This window comes from Nodularia sp. LEGE 04288, assembly GCF_963896525.1.
Classification (GTDB): domain Bacteria; phylum Cyanobacteriota; class Cyanobacteriia; order Cyanobacteriales; family Nostocaceae; genus Nodularia.
The window spans coordinates 1-19,556 of the sequence record NZ_CAWQOY010000101.1 but is presented as its reverse complement, the minus strand read 5'-3'; the positions used below and the strand labels follow the sequence as shown (position 1 = coordinate 19,556).

The 19,556-nt window shown below is 41.3% G+C and carries 16 protein-coding genes; 8 read left to right on the top strand and 8 right to left on the bottom strand.

Translation table 11 applies throughout. The features are described from left to right. Window positions 1-24 precede the first annotated feature (24 nt). A complete protein-coding gene (locus AACX33_RS10075) occupies window positions 25-1,062 on the bottom strand; it encodes a response regulator (protein ID WP_193997407.1) in 1,038 nt (345 codons plus the stop codon). Between the two features lie 407 nt (window positions 1,063-1,469). Between AACX33_RS10075 and AACX33_RS10070 the strand changes: the two genes are divergently transcribed. Further along, window positions 1,470-1,730 carry a chlororespiratory reduction protein 7 gene (locus tag AACX33_RS10070; protein WP_193997408.1) on the top strand — a complete coding sequence of 87 codons (261 nt, stop codon included), beginning with the start codon at window positions 1,470-1,472 and terminating at the stop codon, window positions 1,728-1,730. Window positions 1,731-2,194: 464 nt separating this feature from the next. Continuing rightward, window positions 2,195-3,349 (top strand): RNA-guided endonuclease InsQ/TnpB family protein, encoded by a 1,155-nt coding sequence (locus tag AACX33_RS10065; RefSeq protein WP_322744516.1) that lies wholly within the window; start codon window positions 2,195-2,197, stop codon window positions 3,347-3,349. Window positions 3,350-3,408: 59 nt separating this feature from the next. Here AACX33_RS10065 and AACX33_RS10060 read toward each other — a convergent pair whose 3' ends face one another. Then, window positions 3,409-3,966, bottom strand: coding sequence for a DUF2854 domain-containing protein (locus tag AACX33_RS10060; protein ID WP_193997410.1), 558 nt, complete (start codon window positions 3,964-3,966; stop codon window positions 3,409-3,411). Between the two features lie 338 nt (window positions 3,967-4,304). On the opposite strand from AACX33_RS10060, the gene AACX33_RS10055 reads away from it, so the two are divergent. Continuing rightward, a complete protein-coding gene (locus AACX33_RS10055) occupies window positions 4,305-4,487 on the top strand; it encodes a hypothetical protein (protein WP_193997546.1) in 183 nt (60 codons plus the stop codon). Window positions 4,488-4,642: 155 nt separating this feature from the next. On the opposite strand, the gene AACX33_RS10050 is transcribed toward AACX33_RS10055, so the two are convergent. Together AACX33_RS10050 and ppk1 are read right to left on the bottom strand one after the other, a co-directional pair. Continuing rightward, on the bottom strand, window positions 4,643-5,047 hold the full coding sequence (locus tag AACX33_RS10050) for a response regulator (RefSeq protein ID WP_193997411.1): 405 nt from the start codon (window positions 5,045-5,047) through the stop codon (window positions 4,643-4,645). A gap of 156 nt (window positions 5,048-5,203) precedes the next feature. After that, window positions 5,204-7,435, bottom strand: a complete 2,232-nt coding sequence (gene ppk1 / locus AACX33_RS10045) for a polyphosphate kinase 1 (RefSeq protein ID WP_193997412.1) — start codon at window positions 7,433-7,435, stop codon at window positions 5,204-5,206. A 191-nt stretch (window positions 7,436-7,626) separates the two neighbouring features. On the opposite strand from ppk1, the gene AACX33_RS10040 reads away from it, so the two are divergent. From AACX33_RS10040 to AACX33_RS10030, 3 genes are all read left to right on the top strand, one after another. Continuing rightward, on the top strand, window positions 7,627-9,054 hold the full coding sequence (locus AACX33_RS10040) for a sensor histidine kinase (protein WP_193997413.1): 1,428 nt from the start codon (window positions 7,627-7,629) through the stop codon (window positions 9,052-9,054). A gap of 860 nt (window positions 9,055-9,914) precedes the next feature. Continuing rightward, the gene (locus AACX33_RS10035) at window positions 9,915-10,367 is read left to right on the top strand and encodes a DUF2267 domain-containing protein (protein ID WP_322744518.1); all 453 of its coding nucleotides are present in this window, start codon (window positions 9,915-9,917) and stop codon (window positions 10,365-10,367) included. Between the two features lie 413 nt (window positions 10,368-10,780). After that, window positions 10,781-11,608, top strand: a complete 828-nt coding sequence (locus AACX33_RS10030; RefSeq protein ID WP_193997415.1) for a hypothetical protein — start codon at window positions 10,781-10,783, stop codon at window positions 11,606-11,608. A gap of 47 nt (window positions 11,609-11,655) precedes the next feature. On the opposite strand, the gene AACX33_RS10025 is transcribed toward AACX33_RS10030, so the two are convergent. The 3 genes from AACX33_RS10025 to AACX33_RS10015 form a co-directional block, all read right to left on the bottom strand. After that, on the bottom strand, window positions 11,656-13,062 hold the full coding sequence (locus AACX33_RS10025; RefSeq protein ID WP_193997416.1) for a GAF domain-containing sensor histidine kinase: 1,407 nt from the start codon (window positions 13,060-13,062) through the stop codon (window positions 11,656-11,658). Between the two features lie 52 nt (window positions 13,063-13,114). Further along, entirely contained in the window at window positions 13,115-14,140 is a 1,026-nt protein-coding gene (locus AACX33_RS10020) for a tetratricopeptide repeat protein (protein WP_193997417.1), read from the bottom strand. 98 nt (window positions 14,141-14,238) lie between these two features. Continuing rightward, window positions 14,239-14,868 carry a sigma-70 family RNA polymerase sigma factor gene (locus AACX33_RS10015; protein ID WP_193997547.1) on the bottom strand — a complete coding sequence of 210 codons (630 nt, stop codon included), beginning with the start codon at window positions 14,866-14,868 and terminating at the stop codon, window positions 14,239-14,241. A 175-nt stretch (window positions 14,869-15,043) separates the two neighbouring features. Between AACX33_RS10015 and AACX33_RS10010 the strand changes: the two genes are divergently transcribed. Continuing rightward, on the top strand, window positions 15,044-15,640 hold the full coding sequence (locus AACX33_RS10010; RefSeq protein WP_193997418.1) for a glyoxalase-like domain protein: 597 nt from the start codon (window positions 15,044-15,046) through the stop codon (window positions 15,638-15,640). Between the two features lie 109 nt (window positions 15,641-15,749). Next, complete coding sequence (locus AACX33_RS10005; protein ID WP_193997548.1) at window positions 15,750-17,966, top strand: FdhF/YdeP family oxidoreductase; 2,217 nt, start codon at window positions 15,750-15,752, stop codon at window positions 17,964-17,966. 322 nt (window positions 17,967-18,288) lie between these two features. Here AACX33_RS10005 and AACX33_RS10000 read toward each other — a convergent pair. Beyond that, window positions 18,289-19,556, bottom strand: a 1,268-nt coding sequence (locus AACX33_RS10000; protein WP_227789002.1) for an FG-GAP-like repeat-containing protein, incomplete at its 5' end; no start/stop codon positions are given.

Genomic DNA, 19,556 nt, shown 5'->3' with positions numbered 1-19,556 from the left:
ACAAGAAACTCGGCAAAAAGATTGTCATCCTTTCAGCCACGAATTCTGCACAATTCGATTGCGCCCCTCTTTTTTTGCTTGGTAAAGTGCCTGATCCGCAGCCATAACCAAATCAGCAGCAGAGGATTCCCAGGTAGGAGTAATAGTCGCAACTCCCATACTAATGGTGACATACGGACTAATCGTAGAATCACTATGAGCAATTTGTAAATTTGTCACAGCAGCTTGCATAGAAGTAGCAACGTAAAATGCCGCAGCAGCATCTGTGTACGGCATAATTACAGCAAATTCTTCACCACCATAACGCGCTACTAAAACTTGATGGTTTTGGGCTGTATAGTTTAAAGTATTACCCACTTCACGGATGCAAATATCTCCGGCTGGATGACCATATTGATCGTTATACAATTTAAAAAAATCAACATCACACAAAATCAGCGATAAAGCAGATTTTTCCTGCGCCGAATTAATCCACTGCGTATTCAGATAATCGTCAAAGCGGCGACGATTAGCCAGCCCAGTTAACCCATCAATGTTGGCCAGATGCTGCAAAGCCTGATTTGCCGCTTCTAACTGTTTATATACTTGCGCTTGTTGCAGTAGTCTACGTAATCGTTGACGCAATACTGCCCAATGAATTGGCTTGGTCAGGTAATCTGTGGCTCCGGCATCAAAAGCCCGGTCTACAGACTCCTGATCATCTAAACTTGTAATCATCAATATGGGGGTGCGTTCCCATAACTTTGAGATCACAGTATTGCCCAAAGGAGATTCAGTATCAAGTTTTTCTAGTGCTGTCATCAAATTGTTTCTGGCAATTTGCAGCAATTGTTTACAGCAAGTGAAGCCATCCATGACAGGCATGATTGCATCTAGTAACACTATATCTGGTTTGACAATTTCATAAGCAACTAAACACTGCTTACCGTCAGCCGCCTCAACGACTCGATAGCCTTCTTTTTCCATAGCTTGACGCAACAGTAATCGGATGGTCTTGTCATCATCAGCCACTAAAATCACTGGAGCTTGCTTAGATTGAGAAAATGGGCTTATGCCTGACATGAGTTGCGTTCCACTGAAAATTAGAGTATCGCGTTAGGGTATATTTGAGAAAACCTGACCCTCATTATTAAATAGCCTGCGAGCGAGAATTGTTTGACAGTAGGCAAATTTCTTGAATAAACTTGATGTTCAGTCGCTTTGCTGTGTCTAAGAAAAGTAAAAAATATTATTGAAAATAGAAATATTTATTTTTACGACAAAAGATAGGTAACTTTTGATGAAGAATACCAGTATACTACCTAAAACATTCTATAAGTATCCAATCTAGATGAATTGGCTGGGCAGATAATGCTGATATTAGCCAGTAGTAAGTAAGACTGTAGTGAACATTTTTCCCTAAAAACAGCCAAAAAATTTCATTGCACAATTCTGTCTGAAAATCACAACCTATTCATAAATTTTTTTAAATGCCAGACTCACTAATGTATCAGCAGGATAATTTTGTCGTACTAGAGACAGACCAGCCAGAACAATTTCTCACAGCAGATGAATTATTAAACAAGCTCAAGCTTGTGCTAGAAAAAATCAGTAATCAGGATTTGCCCACAGATTTACAAAAGTTTGATTCTGTAAATGCTCAAGCCCAATATTTAATTGACACCAGTTGTGAATTAGATGTTGGTCCGGGAAAATATTTGCAGTGGTACGCAGTACGATTAGAAAAGTAGCTTTGCAAGTCTCTCTTACCTGGAAGGCTATCGATCAGCCACATTTCGATCAACAATTGATATCTCCGACAAAGAATGTAGGGACAATACCCTTCTCCTAAGTAGACGCGCGCGGTAAGCGCAGCTATGCCCGTCAGGGCTTTAGGGGAAGCCTATTGTGACCGACGAAAATAATGGGATACAAGCCCCGTCCTTCTAGGACGGCTTTTTATCGATTAAACTTCGTGCAAATCCTTCTATCAATTCGCTAACACTAATACCTCTGCTGTCTGCTTCTTTTTTCATAGTTCCCCAGGCAGTGGGCGTTACTACTATTTGATGTCTTTGTTTCACTTCACTGTGCAAAACTGGCACATTTCTTAGCCTCTTCCTGGTTGTCATATTTAGATATTGTGTATATACTAAATAAATATTAGCAAATTAAAGGAGGTGATTCAAGGGTGTTGGTACTAGAGTACAAGGCAGTGGTTAAATCCAACCAAGTCAAAGCTATAAACGAAGCGATCAGGACAAGTCGGTTTGTGCGTAATAAGGTGTTACGTTATTGGATAGATAATCGCGGTGTTGGCAAAAAAGAACTGTACCAGTACAACACTCAGCTACGCGCAGAATTTGGATTTGTGAAGAATTTAAACAGTCATGCTTGCCAATCATCAGTAGAAAATGTAGAACGTGCTATTAACCGATTCTTTGATAACTGTAAAACCAAAAAACTGGGTAAGAAAGGTTATCCCCGGTTCAAAAAACATAGTCGTTCGGTTGAATATAAAGTATCTGGATGGAAGTTGCACCCATCGAAACGACGGATAACATTTACCGATAAAAAAAGTATTGGTGAACTCAAATTATTGGGCAAATGGGATATTCATGCCTACCCAATCGAATTAATTAAGCGAGTTCGGATTGTGCGTCGTGCTGATGGATATTACGTGCAGTTCTGCGTCAAAATTGATCATCAGCAAGAAGCTCCATCAACTACGTCTGAAATTGGTATCGATGTAGGATTGGAGTATTTCTACTCTGATAGCAACGGCAAACATGAAGAAAACCCGCGATATTTACGCAAAGCTGAGAAAGATATCAAACGGGTTCAACGTCATATTTACAAAAATCAGAAAGGGTCATCTGGCAGAAGTAAGGCTCGTGGTGTTTATGCCCGTAAGCATTTAAAAGTAACTCGACAAAGGGAAGAACACGCCAAGGGACTGGCGCGTAACTTATGCCTAGCTAACGCTAAGGTGGTCTTGGAAGATTTAAATGTTTCCGGCTTGGTGAGAAACCACAGGCTTGCTAAGAGCATTTCTGATGCTTCTTGGTATAACTTCCGCCAGTGGCTCGAATACTTTGGAGAGAAGTTTGGACGGCAAATAATTGCTGTCCCACCACACTTCACAAGCCTTGAATGCAGTAATTGTGGTGCTAGAGTTCAAAAATCCCTTAGCACCAGGACTCACTCTTGTCCACACTGCGGGTACACTGAGCAACGCGATGTGAATGCAGCCAAAGTAATTTTAAGTCGTGCAAACGCTAGGGGAGGGCATCCCCAAAGTAACGCTAGTGGAGTTGTAGCCTCTACTTCTGTTGGTCGAAAGACCTGCAAAGGCAAGCAACAACTGTGAAACTAGAATCCCCGTGCGTTCACGCTGGGGAGTGTCAAATGAATTGTCCCTACAAGCCTTTAATTATTTACTTCTGGTTGAGTAACGATTGTTAATTCAATCATATCTTCCCCAACTTCTGTAATTTTAATATCTACTCCAGGGCCAAAATACCTGGTCATTTTCTCCTGTTTTTCCTGCCAAGCATCAAATGAAATGAACGGCGAATCAAATTCTAAAATTAAGGCATAAGCCCCATTAATTTCCGTTTCTCGTAAACCAGTGACGACTGGGCGGTCTTCATCTGTGGGACTTAGACCCAGATAATTCAGAGCTTCATCTAAATGAGCTTCTTGACCGTAGCAGTATCGGGTGATGTCCTTGCGGATTTTATTTTGAGTGACAGTTGCTTGCTGCTCCCGTAAGAGTAATATTGATGGCGTTGTCTCTTGGCTAAAGGGTATGGGCAGAATTTCATTGGCTTTGAGCGCCAGTCCTCCCAGGAATAGAGGAAACCCATAGAAAAACCCTACAAGGTTAAGTGTGGCGTTATCAGCAGCGTAGGCGACGAAACCAACAATGATTAATATACCGCCGATGCTTAAACCGATAGTCCCCAAAGAAATTTTACGTAACATGAGCGGAAGATTTTATAAATTCTTAACATCTTAGTTTTATTATCATCGGTTATTGGACACAAGTTACAGCAGTTTTCACGGATTTAGACCACACTATTGTTGATGTATTTCCTTCTTCCTTTGCGTCTTTGCGCCTTTGCGTGAGATTTTAAAGTGTGGTTCATTTACCTGAAAATCGCTGTAAGGAAGAGTTCCTCACCCAGAACCATCGGTTGGTGGAATTATTCTTGATTCTGGACAGAATCCCCATTCCCCATGTAGTGACACGATTAATCGCGCCTCTACTGAATTTTGGGTTAACTTTAAATTTGAAGCTATTTCAAAACTGGAAAAAAATTATGGATTTACAGACTATAAAAGAACGAATTGCCGTAGTTCAAAGCAAACGCGAGTACCTGTTAAGCCTCTTGGAGCAGCCAAATTTGGGAACTTTGAGAATTGATGTCAACCAGGCTTTGGAAGAAATGGATGATTTAATTGATGAATTTAAACGGACTATTCCCGAAACAGATCATAATTAGGCTCAATTTAGCCAAATAATCAACGCAATAGCGCTAGTACAACCCTGAGTGAGCGGTTAAACTGGCGCTGTTTGTCTAGAGATATTTTCCAGTTGTCCAGTGGAAAGCAGCCTGGGCTAATCTGCCACTAATTTTGCAGCATGATCTATTGTTATTTAACCATTGACGGCACGTTCTCCTAACTTCTTGACTAAAGCAATGAGTTGAGTTGTGGGGACATCTTTCTGGCAAACATCGTCAAAATTAGGCATGGCTTTAGCTCCCAAAAAATTCGCATCTTCCACTGAGGAATAAGCCAGTATTTGAGTATTGGGAGATAGGGCTTTGATATGACGAGAAGCACTCCAACCATCCATAACTGGCATTTGTAAATCTAGAACAATGACATCAGGTTGGCAGTTTTTAACCATTTCTATAGCCTCTTGACCATTGCAGGCTAACCCGACTACTTGGAGATTTTCTTGAGCAGAAAAAGCTAATTTTAGAGTTAAACGTGTCAGTTCGTGATCATCAACCACGAGAACACGCAAAGTCGTAGATTTACAAGAAAGCATTAACATTTAAGGAAATAAAAATAGATACAATAACCCCTATAGTTTACGGTCAGACGCACAAAAAAGCACTCTATCTTATGGTTGAATAAATTGTCTTTCCCCAGAGTAATTGAGTCAAAAGGCTGCGAAAAATCAAGTTTTGCTGACAAAAACTTAATTTAGCTATTTGTCTGTGTAGTAGTAACTCTTTTTGGAATCAATCAAGTTTGAGGCTATACCAGTTGAACGTAAGGCCATATTTATCAAAGTTTTTTGTGAATTAGTTTCGGGACAATCTACGGCTTCGCCACTCAAGCTATCACCAGGACGGCGTTGGATATAACTACCATCAGCTTGTAATTCCCAGGCTTGACGATTATCTGCTAACATAATTCCCAAAATTTCTTGCAAATCTTTGGCAATATCTTGGTCTTTGATGGGGGTAATTACTTCAACTCGGCGATTTAAGTTGCGACGCATCCAATCAGCACTGCCAATATAAATTTCTTCTTGTCCATTGTTATGGAAATAATAAATGCGAGAATGTTCTAAGAAGCGACCAATAATGCTAATAACACGAATATTTTCACTGATGTCTTTGAGTCCTGGACGCAAACAGCAAATACCGCGAATAATCAGATCAATTTGGACTCCGGCGCGAGATGCTTCGTATAAAGTGGCGATAATTTGGGGATCTACAAGGGAATTCATTTTGGCAACAATGCGCCCGGAAAAACCATTTTGGACATTTTCTATTTCACGATGAATTAATGCCAAAAAGCGATCGCGCATATTCACAGGTGCGACTAGCACATCTCGATAAGATTTTTGCCGAGAATAGCCTGTTAAAAAATTAAATAAATCTGTAATATCCGCACCCAATTCTTCACGACAGCTAAACAATCCCAAATCTGTATACAACCGCGCTGTTTTCGGATTATAGTTACCAGTCCCTATATGTACATAGCGGCGCATCCGGTCTTTTTCTCGTCGCACGACCATGACGGTTTTGCAATGGGTTTTTAGCCCTACTAAACCATAGACAACGTGAACGCCAACTCTTTCTAAACTCCGCGCCCAATAAATATTATTTTCTTCATCAAAGCGCGCTTTTAATTCTACTAATACTGACACTTGCTTGCCATTTTCGGCGGCCGCAATCAGGGCTTTGACTATGGGCGAGTCCCCAGAAGTGCGGTAAAGGGTCATTTTAATCGCTAAGACATTCGGGTCATGGGCTGCATGGGTGATGAAGCGCACCACTGTTGCGGAAAAGGATTGATAGGGATGGTGTACCAACAAATCTTTTTCCCGAATCACTGCGAAAAAGTCTTGACCTTCTTCTAATTCCGAAGCATCGGGGCTTAAACTTGGTTCTCTCAACCTTTGCAGACGCGAAGGGACTACTGACTGACGTGGTGGTTCTTTGAGTTCGGGTAATGGCAAGGCCATAAAATACATTAAGTCCCGGAGTCCTAAAAGACCATCTACTTCATAAACATCATTTTCGGTTAAGTCCAAATCTTGCAACAACCGAGAACGTATCGGATCAGGGGTGTGGGATTTAATTTCTAGTCTGACGGTGGTCCCACCCATGCGCCGTTTGCGTAGTTCTTGTTCAATGGCTAAGAGCAAATCATCTGCTTCATCTTCTTCTAGGGCGAGATCAGCATCACGGGTAATCCGGAAGGGATGATATTCTTGGATGTTCATGCCTGGAAATAGAAACTCCAGGTTATGAGCGATCGCCTGTTCTAAAGGTACACCAGTCCAGTGGGCAGTTTGTCCGGTTTCGGAAATTCCTAACTCTGGCGGTAAAGGCAAAAATCGCGGTAGCACACTGGGGACTTTCACCCGCGCAAAAAATTCTTCTTCGGTATCTGGATTTTTGACCACAACTGCCAAATTTAAGCTGAGATTGGAAATGAAGGGAAAGGGATGGCTAGGGTCAACGGCTAAGGGAGTCAGAACCGGAAAGATTTGTTCTTCAAAGTAGTTATCTAAATAAGTCCGTTGTTTTTGATTTAAATTAATATAGTCCAGTATGTGGATACGATGACTGGCTAAAAGAGGTTGTAGGACTTCTTCAAATTCTTGGTGCTGTTTGTTAAACAGGGGACTGAGGGTTGATCTAATATCGTCTAGCTGTTGTTGTGGTGTGCGACCATCAGGAGTTAACTGGGCAACTTTCGCTTCTACTTGTTGCTTTAAAGCTGCAATTCGCACCATGAAAAATTCATCTAAATTGGCGCTAAAAATGGCCAAAAATTTTAATCGTTCTAAAAGCAGTGTCCGGGGGTCACAGGCTTCGTGCAGTACGCGACTGTTAAATTCTAACCAGCTTAACTCGCGGTTAAGGTAATATTGTGGATCGTTTAAATCAATGGGATTGGCATTCTTCTTTGATTTCGGCATGACGATCTCAGGGTAGCCAGATGAGCTAGTACAGCTGGGGGACAATACATATATTAAATTAAATAGGTCTTGAGGGAAACATATAAAAATACGATTTCAGTCGCTATATTCACGATTGTCGTAGAAGTATTTGCCTCAACCATAATTTAACATCCAAGAAGAATAACCACAGAATTTCTTTGCATTGCCCAATGTTTCAAGCTACTCGCCGCCGTCTTGCTATCTGGTACACTGCCGTAACTGCGGTATTACTTTTGCTATTTGCCAGTGGTGTATATTTATATGTCCGCAGTACCTTAATTGAGCGCGTTGATGATACGCTTAATCATGTAGTGGAAATTGTCGAGCGATCGCTTGTGATTGAACCCGTGAATGGGGATGTGGAACAACTGCGGATTAATGTAGAAGCCAGTTTTCGCGACAATACCAGCACCGTAGAAGATGACCACATTGACCTGGAATGGTTTAGTTCCAATGGCAAATTACTTTGGTCAACCTTATCGGAACCTCTAAATATTCCCATTCATGGTAACCGTCTCGGTGAAACCGTCCGCGTCTTAAAACCAGAAACTCCCGACTCCCCACTCCCCACTCCCCACTCCCCTCTTTTACTGCGACAAGTTACCCAGCGAGTGGAAGTGGGACGGCAAGTATTAGGATATCTGCGTGTTAGTCATCCCTGGTTTGAAGTGACTAAACCTAGTCGCCAGTTAATCATTGATTTGGCATTAGGTACTTGGTTTATGGTGTTGTCTGTCGCCGCCAGTGGCTGGTTTCTTTCCGGGAAAGCGATGGAACCTGTCGGTGAATCTTACCAACGACTGAAACAATTTACGGCTGATGCTTCTCACGAACTCCGAAGCCCCATTACTTTGATTCAAACTAATGTGCAAGTTGCACTGGCTGATTTGGAATTGGCAGATACACAAGCTACTACTTCTGTCAACTATCGCCAACAATTAAAGGTAGTGGAACGGCTAACCCAGCGCTTGGGTAAGCTAGTTAATGATTTATTGTTCTTAGCAAGACAGGATAGTGGAATCAGCAAAGATGTGTTTTCATCTTGTCCTTTGGACGCTTTGCTAATGGAAGTAGTTGAAGAACAACAACTATTAGCCAAAGAAAAAAAAATTACTTTAACTCTGGACTTGGTTGATCCTCCCACTTCGGAAACTAGCCCCGAATTATTAGACAATTGGTTTACACTTCAAGGTAAATGGGATCAACTGATCCGGCTGTTCACGAATTTGATTGGTAATGCTTTACAATATACCCCAGCCGAGGGAGAGGTGTATGTACAATTGACGCGTTTAGAGGGAAGTCATCGCGTTTCTAAAATTCGTTACAGCACAGCTTTGTTGCAAATTCAAGTTAGCGATACCGGGATTGGTATTCCCGCCGAAGCTTTACCTCGCTTATTTGACCGCTTTTATCGGGTAGATCCAGCACGTACCCATAAGACAGCAAAGACAAATACAGAAAGTTCTACAGGTTCAGGATTAGGACTGGCGATCGCATCCGCGATTGTCGAACATCACCAAGGTCAGCTACAAGTGGAAAGCAATATTGGCAAAGGTACAACTTTTACTGTGACTTTACCAATCACTCTGGAGTATTAAATTTACTTTCAACCTTTGTTTCTTGTGATAGATGAAAAACTATCAGTTTATCTACTATGTTTATTTAATAACGCTTGTAAAAGATTTCTTTTGAGATTAAAACTCTAGGACTAAACAAACTAAGTTTCTCCGAAAACTTCATGCAAACTGTGCAGGTAGGTTGGGTTTGTATAGCTGCGATTTATGTCGTCGAAGACATCGCTAGAAATTTTTGCTCACAGTGTAATATTGCTATTTTTGATAATTCATTGGGTAGTTATATCAACTGTTAGTTTTAGCATATAGGAATCCGGTTTGATTTATGAAAAAATTAAGTATTTTAGGGTGCGTTAGGATGAAGTCCGTAACGCACCATTATTAAAGTTTTGGTGCGTTACGCTACCGCTAACACACCCTAAGTGTCTGTTCAAAAATCAAATAGTAGTCCTATAGCTCAATACTTGCGTAAAAAAATCTGGGAGGTTTATATGCCAATTAGTATCAGAAAAGATGTTGCTTATATTTTGCTGAAAAAAATTAATGATACCGGACAAGGAATGCACGAGGTGAGATTTAATGAGGCTGATTTAGCCAGTCGCGAATTAACACCCGCAGAATTTTTAGGACATTTAGATTATTTGAATCGACAGGATTATATTAATGCTGAGTTTACGGGTAATCCTTATGCCAATAATGTTCCTGATTTCATTAATCCCGAAGATATAGCCCATAATCAGGGCGCGGATGGAGTATTACCGCACTTGATTACCTTTAAAAAGGCAGAATTGACAGAGAAAGGTGAGAAAATGCTCAAGAAACTGGAGGCGAATCCTCCTGTATCTTTAAACGCAGGTTCATCAGTTCCCATTGCTACGAAAGATATGCCTTTTTTGGAAAAGGTGATGTTAAAAAGTGGTTTAAGCGATGTTTTCGACGCTAGGGACATTACAGAAGTAGTCTACCGGGTAATGCGTGACCTGATGACCACAGCCGCAGCCGATCGAGTAGAAGATGAACTACACAAACCAGTTGAATCTACCAATGATAAATCGTTACAACTGGAAATTGCCGATTTGTGGCATGATACCAATCCGATTGTCGGATTTCTCAGTCGGGTACGTCCACCTTGGCAAGGACCTGGTATCTTTAAGATTGATAGCGATCGCTTTTTATTTAGAGTAGCAAATGAAGGTGGAATGCCACCCAATGCAGACCGTGAACAGGTGGTAAAAGCCATATTTTCTGCCACTAAAGACGAATTATCACCGGAACGCATTCAGGAAATTGCTAGCTGGTTACCAGATAAAGTCCGCCAACTCTGGGAAGAAGCTTAAAATATTAGCCCTGGCGATGATAAAGATGCCTACGCGGCTACACAAACAAAACCCGCCTACGCGGGTTATTTGATCAATTGCACCTGCGTAGACTTTGTTTCTGTAGTAGCGATCGCTATCGGAAGTCCCCTATATGATATTTGCCTAATTATTTCTCTATAAACTAATTATTAACTATTTAATCACCTCATCCTTGAGATTGAAATACTGGTCTGATTTTATTTTTATTTCGTTCCTATAGTTAGATTAAACAACTAGAGTTAATTGATAAATTTAAATTATTCATGAATTTTATGCACCTATTTTTGGTGATTAAAAAATTATTATGTCATTTCTTAGGGTTTTGTTACCTAATTTAAAGCTATTTAGAAGTTTTTCAGGCAAGAAAAGTAGAGATTTCTTAGGAGTTAATTATGAATAGAAATACCCAAAAGGTTCGCAAGTATGCTGGATTATTCAGCGCGATTTGCGGCGGAATACTAATTAGTACGCCAGCAATTGTTCAAAGGGTAGTAGCACAACAACCGACTTCCCAAATAAATCCTTGTCCCAGTATTTACTACGAAGAACCACACAACAACCGGATTTTAGTGCCACAGGGATGTCCTCCCAATGCATTAACGCAAAAATTAGCGGCGCAAGGGCTGCTTCCACCTCCTACCGCCCCGGCTACCTCCGTACCTAATCAGATACCTTTAGGTGTTGGCGGTGAAACACCAGATTCAGCCCCCCCCGGACTTAATCGCTGTCCTGGTATTTACTATGAAGAACCGTTTAATACTCAAAATGTCGTACCACAGGGATGTCCTCCCAATGCACTCACACAACAACTGCAAGCACAGGGGATTCCTCCCAGCCAAACTGTCCCGGCGCGTCCACCAGTTACCGCAATTCAACCACCCTTACCAGAAGCACAACAACCACCCAGCACCAAGATTGCTCTCGCTAATGGTAGGGTAAATATCCGCTTGGTCAATGACTCTGGGGCTGAAGTCACTTATGAGGTAATTGGCGATACACCGGCGCGATCGATTGAGGGGAGATCAGACACGATGCTGCGTGATTTAAACGCACCAGTAACTGTGACATTTTTCCGTGGAGATGGCGGATTGCTTCAGGTGACTCCCCAACCTTCTATGGAAACAGGAACAATTGAACTGAGATTTAACGCCACAACTGATGTACAGGCGGACAAAAATACTGTGCGGATTCAAGAGGACGGTACAGTGTTCTTGAATTAGAACCCCACCCCCAGCAAGAGGAGAAGAAAGAAAAATTTGGTTATAAATTAAATAGGTATTTCCATGACAAATTTCGCGCCTTTTCCTGGGGCAGAAATACAATTTAATTTTCCACCATGCTGCTCAACTATAATTTGATAGCTGATAGCAAGTCCTAAACCAGTACCAGAACCAACGGGTTTAGTAGTGAAAAAAGGATCAAAAATTTGAGATAAAGTGCCTTGATTGATACCGATGCCATTATCAATAATTGAAATTTTGACTACATCTCCCGGAGAAACTAACTCTGTTTTAATTTCAATGATTGGCTGGGAAATGGTATTGCAGTCAGCCCTAAAAACATCAATGGCATTATTCAAAATATTCATAAATACCTGATTGATCTGGCTGGCATAGCAATTGACTTTGGGAATTAGCCCATATCTTTTAATGACCTGAATTTCTGGGAATAAATTATTAGCTTGCAATCGATGTTGCAAAATTAGCAAAGTACTTTCTATTCCTTCATGGAGATGTACGGATTTCTTGCTTGATTCATCAAGCCGAGAAAAATTGCGTAAACTTAAGACAATATCATGAATGCGATGGCTTCCTGCTTGCATAGAATTGAGCATTTTGGAAACATCTTCTTTGAGAAATTCCAAGTCAGCCGCTTGAATTTTGGTTTGCAGACTACTAGATGGATGGGGATGTTCTAATTGATATGCCGTAATCAGTTCTAGCAGGATATGGATAGCTTCTTTTGTATGGGTAATATTGCTATAAATGAAACCAATGGGATTATTTATTTCATGTGCAATACCTGCCACCAGATGACCCAAACTAGACATTTTTTCTGACTGAATCAGTTGAGCTTGGGTGGTTTGCAACTGTTTAAGGGTTTGTTCTAAATAAATATTTTGCTGTTTAAGTGCTTTGTCTGCCAATTGACGCTCAATTTCTGCGGCTGAACGAGCTGCAAAGATTTTTAAGATAGACTCTTGTGCTTCGTAATTGCCTTCTAACGGTTTGGTATGCAAGCCAGCAATATGACCTAGAGGCTTACCATCAGGAGCTAAAATCGCAATTCCTAGATAGCTTTCGGCATTTAAGGTGACTAAATCCGAGTCCTCCGGAAACTTTTGTTGGATACAGTTGGAGTAAATCTGGATACCTTGTTGATAAACAATACCACAAGGAGTACCACTCAAATCATATTCAAAATTGGGGCCAAAGTCTTCGCCTGTCCAAAAAGCCAAAACTCTAGCTCGTGGAGAATCTTCATCAATAAACTCTGCAATCAATGCATACTGAATTTGCAGTACTTCAGCCAAGTAATGGGCGCAAGCTTGGAAGAAAGCTTCACCAACTTGGGATGCAATCCCTTCTACAATCAGTTTGAGATTGATATTTTCTTGGTGGAGTGGTTGACCTAGTAAGGAAATGGCAGGTTCTGTTGAATGCGGAGTCAGCATGGTAGTAGGTTGAATCTTGAGAAGGTGTTACCACAGGTTTTGGACTGACGAGTTACCGCTTCAGCATTTGAGTCAATCGATCAATTAATTGCACTTCCTGTTTGCTATCTGCTAGGGTTTGTGCTAGGATAATCGCCCGTTCATAAAAGTTACGTGCTGTGGAGTAATCACTCAGCTGCTCGTATAAGTGAGCATAAGATTCAAATGATTTCAATTCTTCTCGGAGATTTTGTAATTCCTGAGCGATTGTTAAACGTTGTTCTAGTAAATCAAAGGCGCGCTGATAACGTCCGACAGCGCTGTGCGCTAATACTAAACCGTCAATTGCTCGTAGTTGATTAGTGCGATCGCCATTAGCTTCAGCGATTCGCATTGCTGCTCCATAAGTGCCAATTGTATCCGGATAATTTCTGGCTTCTAAGTAGGCATCACCTAAATTATTCAGAGTATTGGCTTCACCGACGGGATCACCGATTTGACGGCGGAAATTTAGGGCGGTTTCATAGAGTTTAATGGCTTTGTTATACTCTCCCAGCCTGATGGCTACCAATCCCAAATTACTTAAAGATAGTCCTTCGCCTTCAATATTTTTGATATGACGAGCAATTGTCAAGGCTTCTTCGAGGGTTTTACCTGCGGCTATGGGTTCACCTTTTTGCAGTAACAAGGTGCTGATATTATTTAAGCCAAAAATTTGAGATTGAAAGTCTTTTGTATCACGAGCGATCGCTAAACGTCGGCGCAAGACATTTTCCCCTTCTTTGAGGCGATTTAGCTGGATATAAGACATTCCCAGTAAATCATATGTCAGTCCTTGGGCCTGGAGATCGCCAATTGCGTGATAAATCTCCAATGCTTCTAAACTGGATGTCACGGCTTTATCAATAAATCCCGAATCATATTGTTCTTCAGCGATCCGCAGTAATGTATCTGCTTCTTCTCTAGATTGTCGCCAACTGGAACTACTCACAGGGCTGTGGAGTTGTTGCGTAATCTCAGCACCACGCGCCACTGTAGGACTCAGTAAACCCATAAAAATTAAAACATAACACCCTGATAACAAATGCCGTTGTTTCATAAAATTTACCGATACAATTGTGGCTTTCAGTAGAAGGTTTGGGAAACTAAATTAATTTTCTCAAATGAAAACTAGCAGTTTACGTATTTATATTTAGGCTATGATTGCACAGAATCTTCGCCCAAGTAGATGATGCGGATATCTTTGGGTAATTTATCCTCTAGCATAGAATAGCCTTCCTGGAGAAAATTGGCTACTTCGAGAGGCGATATTTTTTCTCCTTCGGCTTGCAGGTAAGCCGCAATTCTCGTTTCACTCCAGTGGAAAGTTTGAGCCATTAAAACCATTAGCCGCAAAATCGGTGGTAGTTGGTCTAAAGCCTGTTCTACATAGCACCATAGCGGTGGGGAAGTGGCTGAAAGGGAATAATGAATGGCTTCGGTTGGCGGTAGTTGAATCTCGTTGATACAGTAAGCGGTGATATTAATCAGCCAATTTTGCAAAGTTAAAGCTTCGGGGCTGGATGAAGAATCAGCTAAATTCAGTCCACCGAGTTCGTAGTAGATATGTTTCCAAGTCAGGGCGAACAAATAATCTGCCTGCACAGGCGATCGCGCTGAATGCTGAATCAAGGTGTAGACTATGGGGCTATAACGGCAAAAAATCACCGTAAAATACTTGCCAGCATCGGGATAACTCTGAAATAGTTTCAGCAGTTCTTGATCATTGTGATGAAACAGCGATTTCACTAAAGGGTGATTGGCTTCGGGAAAATGGGGAATTTGCATAGCTGGGGAGTGAATCGTAGTTAAAATAGTATTTACAATGACAATCGTGCGCTTATCTGCATACAATCCAGGCTGTAATCTGTTCGTTGCTCAAACTCAGACTACTTTAGTATTGATAAACTAAGAACATCGACAATAATAAAAGTTCTCCCTTATATAATCTTTTGGTTTGTTCATGGTTATAGCAGCTAATGTGATGCCTTTCTTATTCGCCCCTCTGACTTCAGGCTCTTTTTTGTCTTCCCTGCCCTTGGATAGCTTATTCTCCACCCAAGGGATTATGGTGATCTTGCTGGCGGCTTATGCTGGCGCTATGTGGATGTTCCTCACCAGTGCGCCCAAAGTCCACACAGTGATGGTTTCTGACTTGGAAATTGCCCGACAGTTGTATGAAGGGCTGCTAGATTTGCCAGCCGCCGAAGTACCTTTGCACTACTACTACAACTACGAACAAACTTTAGGCGCTACTGGCATTGATCCACTTTATATGTCTACCAGCCCCAGTTGGTCTAGCAAGGTAATGAATAATGCTAACGATGGGTTGTGGTATCAAATGAAAAAAAATACCCAGTTGCACGTCATTACAGGGGCGAGTTTGGGTAATAAAAATCAGCAACGTCATGTTTGTTTTGACCGTGACTGCTTGGATCTGATTTTATTACGAGTGGAAATGCGCGGTTTGAAATTCAAGATTCGCAACCAAAAGCCGCTCAATTTTTTGGTGAAGGACTATGAAGGGCGCGTGATTGAAATCGCCGAAGTCGCAAATTAATCATGAGATTTGAGCTTGGGTGTTGCAGTCTATGGCTATCAACACCCAAAATCTGCCTGATTTTTTTACCTATCATCGTAGGCAATGGTTGTTGTTTGCAGGTGAAGTCATGAGTGCTGAGAAAACACCAGATGTCGGTGGCGGAATGCCTGTGATTAAATACTGGGCAGAAAAAACCATATCTGCTGATGGTGTCCAGGTTTGGCAGAAGTTATTTCACAAAAGTGCTTGTCTTTCCTGCGCGTGGGGAACAGGTGGACAAAAGGGCGGTTTTGTCAATGAAGATGGGGAAGTTTTACAACGCTGCGCGAAAAGTGTAGAAGCGATCGCCTCGGAATTACAAGCCGCAACTACCTTTGAAACGCAGTATAATTTATGGCAATTACAACAATTAAATTCCCAAGCAGCGAATAACTTAGGTAGGTTAAGTCATCCTTTAATTTTACGTGCCGGGAGTTCCCACTATGAGCGCATTTCCTGGGAAGAAGTTTATCAAATTGCCCAGACAGCATTTCAAAAACCACCACAGAAATTAGCTTCTTACAGTTCCGGGAGATCATCGAATGAAGCGGCATTTTTGTTACAGTTGATGATGCGATCGCTTGATTCCAATAACCTCGCCGACTGTTCAGACTTGTGTCATGCAGCTTCCACCGTCGGATTAAATCAAATGTTTGGTTCTGGGACTTCCACGGTAAGTTTAGAAAGTTTCAAACAAGCCGATTGTATAGTTTTAATAGGTTCCAACGCCCCAGCCAACCATCCCCGGTTAATGAATGAATTAATCAAATTACGGGAAAGGGGCGGTAAAGTAATCATTGTCAACCCCACAGTAGAAGTTGGTTTAGTCAAATTCTCCTCCCCAGCCTATCCCATCAAATCCTTACTAGCTGGCGGTTCCGAAATCTCCTCACTGTACCTGCAACCAATACCCGGTAGTGATGTAGCTTTATTTGTCGGGATTCAAAAAGCATTAATTGCCGAAAATTTAATTAAACCAGATTTTCTCAAAGCCTATACCGAAGACTGGGAAAACATTATTCAAAATGCCCAAACTATCCCTTGGGAAACCATCACTGCAACTTGTGGTATTTCCGAAGCCGAAATCATCGCCGCCGCCCGAATAATTGGCACATCTACAGGCGTAGTATTTGCTTGGGCGATGGGAGTCACGCAACAAGAAAATGGTGTTGATAACATTCATAGTATTGCCAATACAGCCCTGTTAACAGGCAACGTCGGCAAACCCGGTGCAGGTACAATGCCGATTCGCGGACACTCAAACGTCCAAGGATTTGGTTCTATGGGTGTCACCATCAACTTAAAAAAGAAAATTCAGCAAGCTTTAGAAAAACTCCTGCAACGTCCTCTGAGTCGCGTTCCTGGCTACGATACCAGGGCATTAATTACAGCTGCGGAGAGGGGAGAAGTTAACACATTGATTTGTCTGGGGGGAAATCTCTACGCAGCCAACCCAGATTTAAACCAAGCAAAACGCGCCTTGGGAAAAATTGCCACTATTTTTTATGTCGCCACTAAACCCAATCTCGGACATTTTCACGGTTTAGCCCAGCACAATACAATTATTCTGCCCGTATTTACGCGCTTTGAAAATCCCCACAAAACCACCACCGAATCGGGTAATAATTTTGTCCGCCTCAATGATGAGGGAAAAACCCATTTAAAGACTGCTGATTTGATTTCTGAAATAGAATTGATTGTAGAAATTGCCCATAGAGTTTTAGGAGATACGCCGATAAATTGGCGCAAACTTCAAGACCCCAAATACATCCGCGAACTGATTGCAAAAACCATTCCCGGTTACAAAAAAATTGCCGAAATTGATCAGACGGGCGAAGAATTTATCATTGCTGGTAGGATTTTGGATACACCAAAGTTTGCCACATCAACAGGTAAAGCCAAGATGTTTGTGACTGCTTTACCAAAGTTAAATTTACCCAGCAAAACAGATTTTGGTTTTACAGAATCAACCCCAGGAATTGTATTAATTTTGGGAACAGGAAGAAGTTATTCCCAGCATAATACTGTGGTTTATAAAGATGGGGATTATTATCGTGGAATGCCTCACCGTAACTGTATTTTGATGAATGTTCAAGATATAGAAACAGCAGGTTTTAAGGAACATCAACGAGTTACAGTGCAAGGTGACGCAGGTAAATTAGAAAATGTAGAAATCATTTGCGGAGACATTCGCGCAGGTGCAGCAATGATGTTTTACCCTGAAGTCAACGTAATTTTTAAAGCAAAAATTGACAAGCTTTCTGGTACACCTGCTTATAAAAGAGTGCCTGTATTTGTTTATTAAAGAACAAGAAATTTTGAAACTGCTTTGCAGAATATTGTTAATACTTTACAACAAAATAGCGGTGGTGTAAGGTTGCCCAGGATACAAGCGATAGCTTATCGAATCCAATTATCATTAAAGGTTAAAATTTACCCTACTGTCGTGGCAAAGTTAAAGTAGTGCATTAGAGAAAAAGCAGAAAACATTGATTTATCTCAATTGTCTCAAAAATCTATTGCAACATTTTAAGCTTGCCACGCCACTAAGATACATTTAGATAAAAGCCTTTGATGATAAAGAAAATACGTAAGGATTCAGGTGTTTGAAACCCAGACAAAATTATTTATCTGTTTCTCAGTTTCCAATAAGCTTGAAGAGGACTCATGGTTTTAGTGCGATCGTAGGTATGACCTTTATGAACTTCTAAGTGTAAGTGTTGGGGCATCCAGTATGAACCTAAGTATGCACCATCAAAAACTGTACCAATTATAGTTCCAGCTTCTACACGCTGACCAATGCCCACAGAGTAATTTTCTAAATGCCCATAAATCCAAAGATTACCATCATCACCTTCAATACCAATAAAGAAATTACCAGGAGTAGACTGAATTATCCTAGTATTACCACTAACAACTGTTTTTACTGTATCACTAGCAAGTCCAGCCATATCAATACCATAATGTGTTCCGCTGTAATTAGTAGTATCAAAGTATCCAGCAGTCATCCTCTTGTAAGAACCGAAAATGCCATTTGAGAGATCAGAGTAAACCTGCTTGACAGATGCTAGGCTCTCACCGTTTTCTGTTTTACCGTCAAAAAATAAATTGTCACGACTTTGATAGTTCCAGTCATTATCTATTAATAAGAAAAGGTCGCTATAGTAACCATTTTTGCCTTGAATTTGCCACTCAAGACCGGGAGATTCTAAATCCACTCGGTCAAAGACTTGTGTTCCGGTCATTAACCAAGAATGAACCTGTCCATTTCTATGTCGCCAGAGAATATCTGTGTTGCCATCACGGTTGAAGTCACCAGTTCCTTGAATTTGCCACTCAAGACCGGGAGATTCTAAATCCACTCTGTTAAATACTTGTGTCCCGTTCATTAACCAAGCATGAACCTGTCCATTTCTATGTCGCCAGAGAATATCTGTGTTGCCATCACGGTTGAAGTCACCAGTTCCTTGAATTTGCCACTCAAGACCGGGAGATTCTAAATCCACTCTGTTAAATACTTGTGTTCCGGTCATTAACCAAGAATGAACCTGTCCATTTCTATGTCGCCAGAGAATATCTGTGTTGCCATCACGGTTGAAGTCACCAGTTCCTTGAATTTGCCATTCAAGACCGGGAGATTCTAAATCCAGTCGGTTAAAGACTTGTGTCCCGTTCATCAACCAAGCATGAACCTGTCCATTGCTATGTCGCCAGAGAATATCTGTGTTGCCATCACGGTTGAAGTCACCAGTTCCTTGAATTTGCCATTCAAGACCGGGAGATTCTAAATCCAGTCGGTTAAAGACTTGTGTCCCGTTCATCAACCAAGCATGAACCTGTCCATTGCTATGTCGCCAGAGAATATCTGTGTTGAGATCACGGTTGAAGTCAGCTT

Excerpts from the sequence above, each read along its gene's own strand:
- AACX33_RS10030 (WP_193997415.1), top strand. The coding sequence starts at position 10,781 with ATGAATAGAAATACCCAAAAGGTTCGCAAGTATGCTGGATTATTCAGC.
- AACX33_RS10025 (WP_193997416.1), bottom strand. The coding sequence starts at position 13,062 with ATGCTGACTCCGCATTCAACAGAACCTGCCATTTCCTTACTAGGTCAA.
- AACX33_RS10010 (WP_193997418.1), top strand. The coding sequence starts at position 15,044 with ATGGTTATAGCAGCTAATGTGATGCCTTTCTTATTCGCCCCTCTGACT.
- AACX33_RS10035 (WP_322744518.1), top strand. The coding sequence starts at position 9,915 with ATGCCTTTTTTGGAAAAGGTGATGTTAAAAAGTGGTTTAAGCGATGTT.
- AACX33_RS10005 (WP_193997548.1), top strand. The coding sequence starts at position 15,750 with ATGAGTGCTGAGAAAACACCAGATGTCGGTGGCGGAATGCCTGTGATT.
- ppk1 (WP_193997412.1), bottom strand. The coding sequence starts at position 7,435 with ATGCCGAAATCAAAGAAGAATGCCAATCCCATTGATTTAAACGATCCA.
- AACX33_RS10075 (WP_193997407.1), bottom strand. The coding sequence starts at position 1,062 with ATGTCAGGCATAAGCCCATTTTCTCAATCTAAGCAAGCTCCAGTGATT.
- AACX33_RS10040 (WP_193997413.1), top strand. The coding sequence starts at position 7,627 with ATGTTTCAAGCTACTCGCCGCCGTCTTGCTATCTGGTACACTGCCGTA.
- AACX33_RS10070 (WP_193997408.1), top strand. The coding sequence starts at position 1,470 with ATGCCAGACTCACTAATGTATCAGCAGGATAATTTTGTCGTACTAGAG.
- AACX33_RS10015 (WP_193997547.1), bottom strand. The coding sequence starts at position 14,868 with ATGCAAATTCCCCATTTTCCCGAAGCCAATCACCCTTTAGTGAAATCG.
- AACX33_RS10060 (WP_193997410.1), bottom strand. The coding sequence starts at position 3,966 with ATGTTACGTAAAATTTCTTTGGGGACTATCGGTTTAAGCATCGGCGGT.
- AACX33_RS10020 (WP_193997417.1), bottom strand. The coding sequence starts at position 14,140 with ATGAAACAACGGCATTTGTTATCAGGGTGTTATGTTTTAATTTTTATG.
- AACX33_RS10050 (WP_193997411.1), bottom strand. The coding sequence starts at position 5,047 with ATGTTAATGCTTTCTTGTAAATCTACGACTTTGCGTGTTCTCGTGGTT.
- AACX33_RS10055 (WP_193997546.1), top strand. The coding sequence starts at position 4,305 with ATGGATTTACAGACTATAAAAGAACGAATTGCCGTAGTTCAAAGCAAA.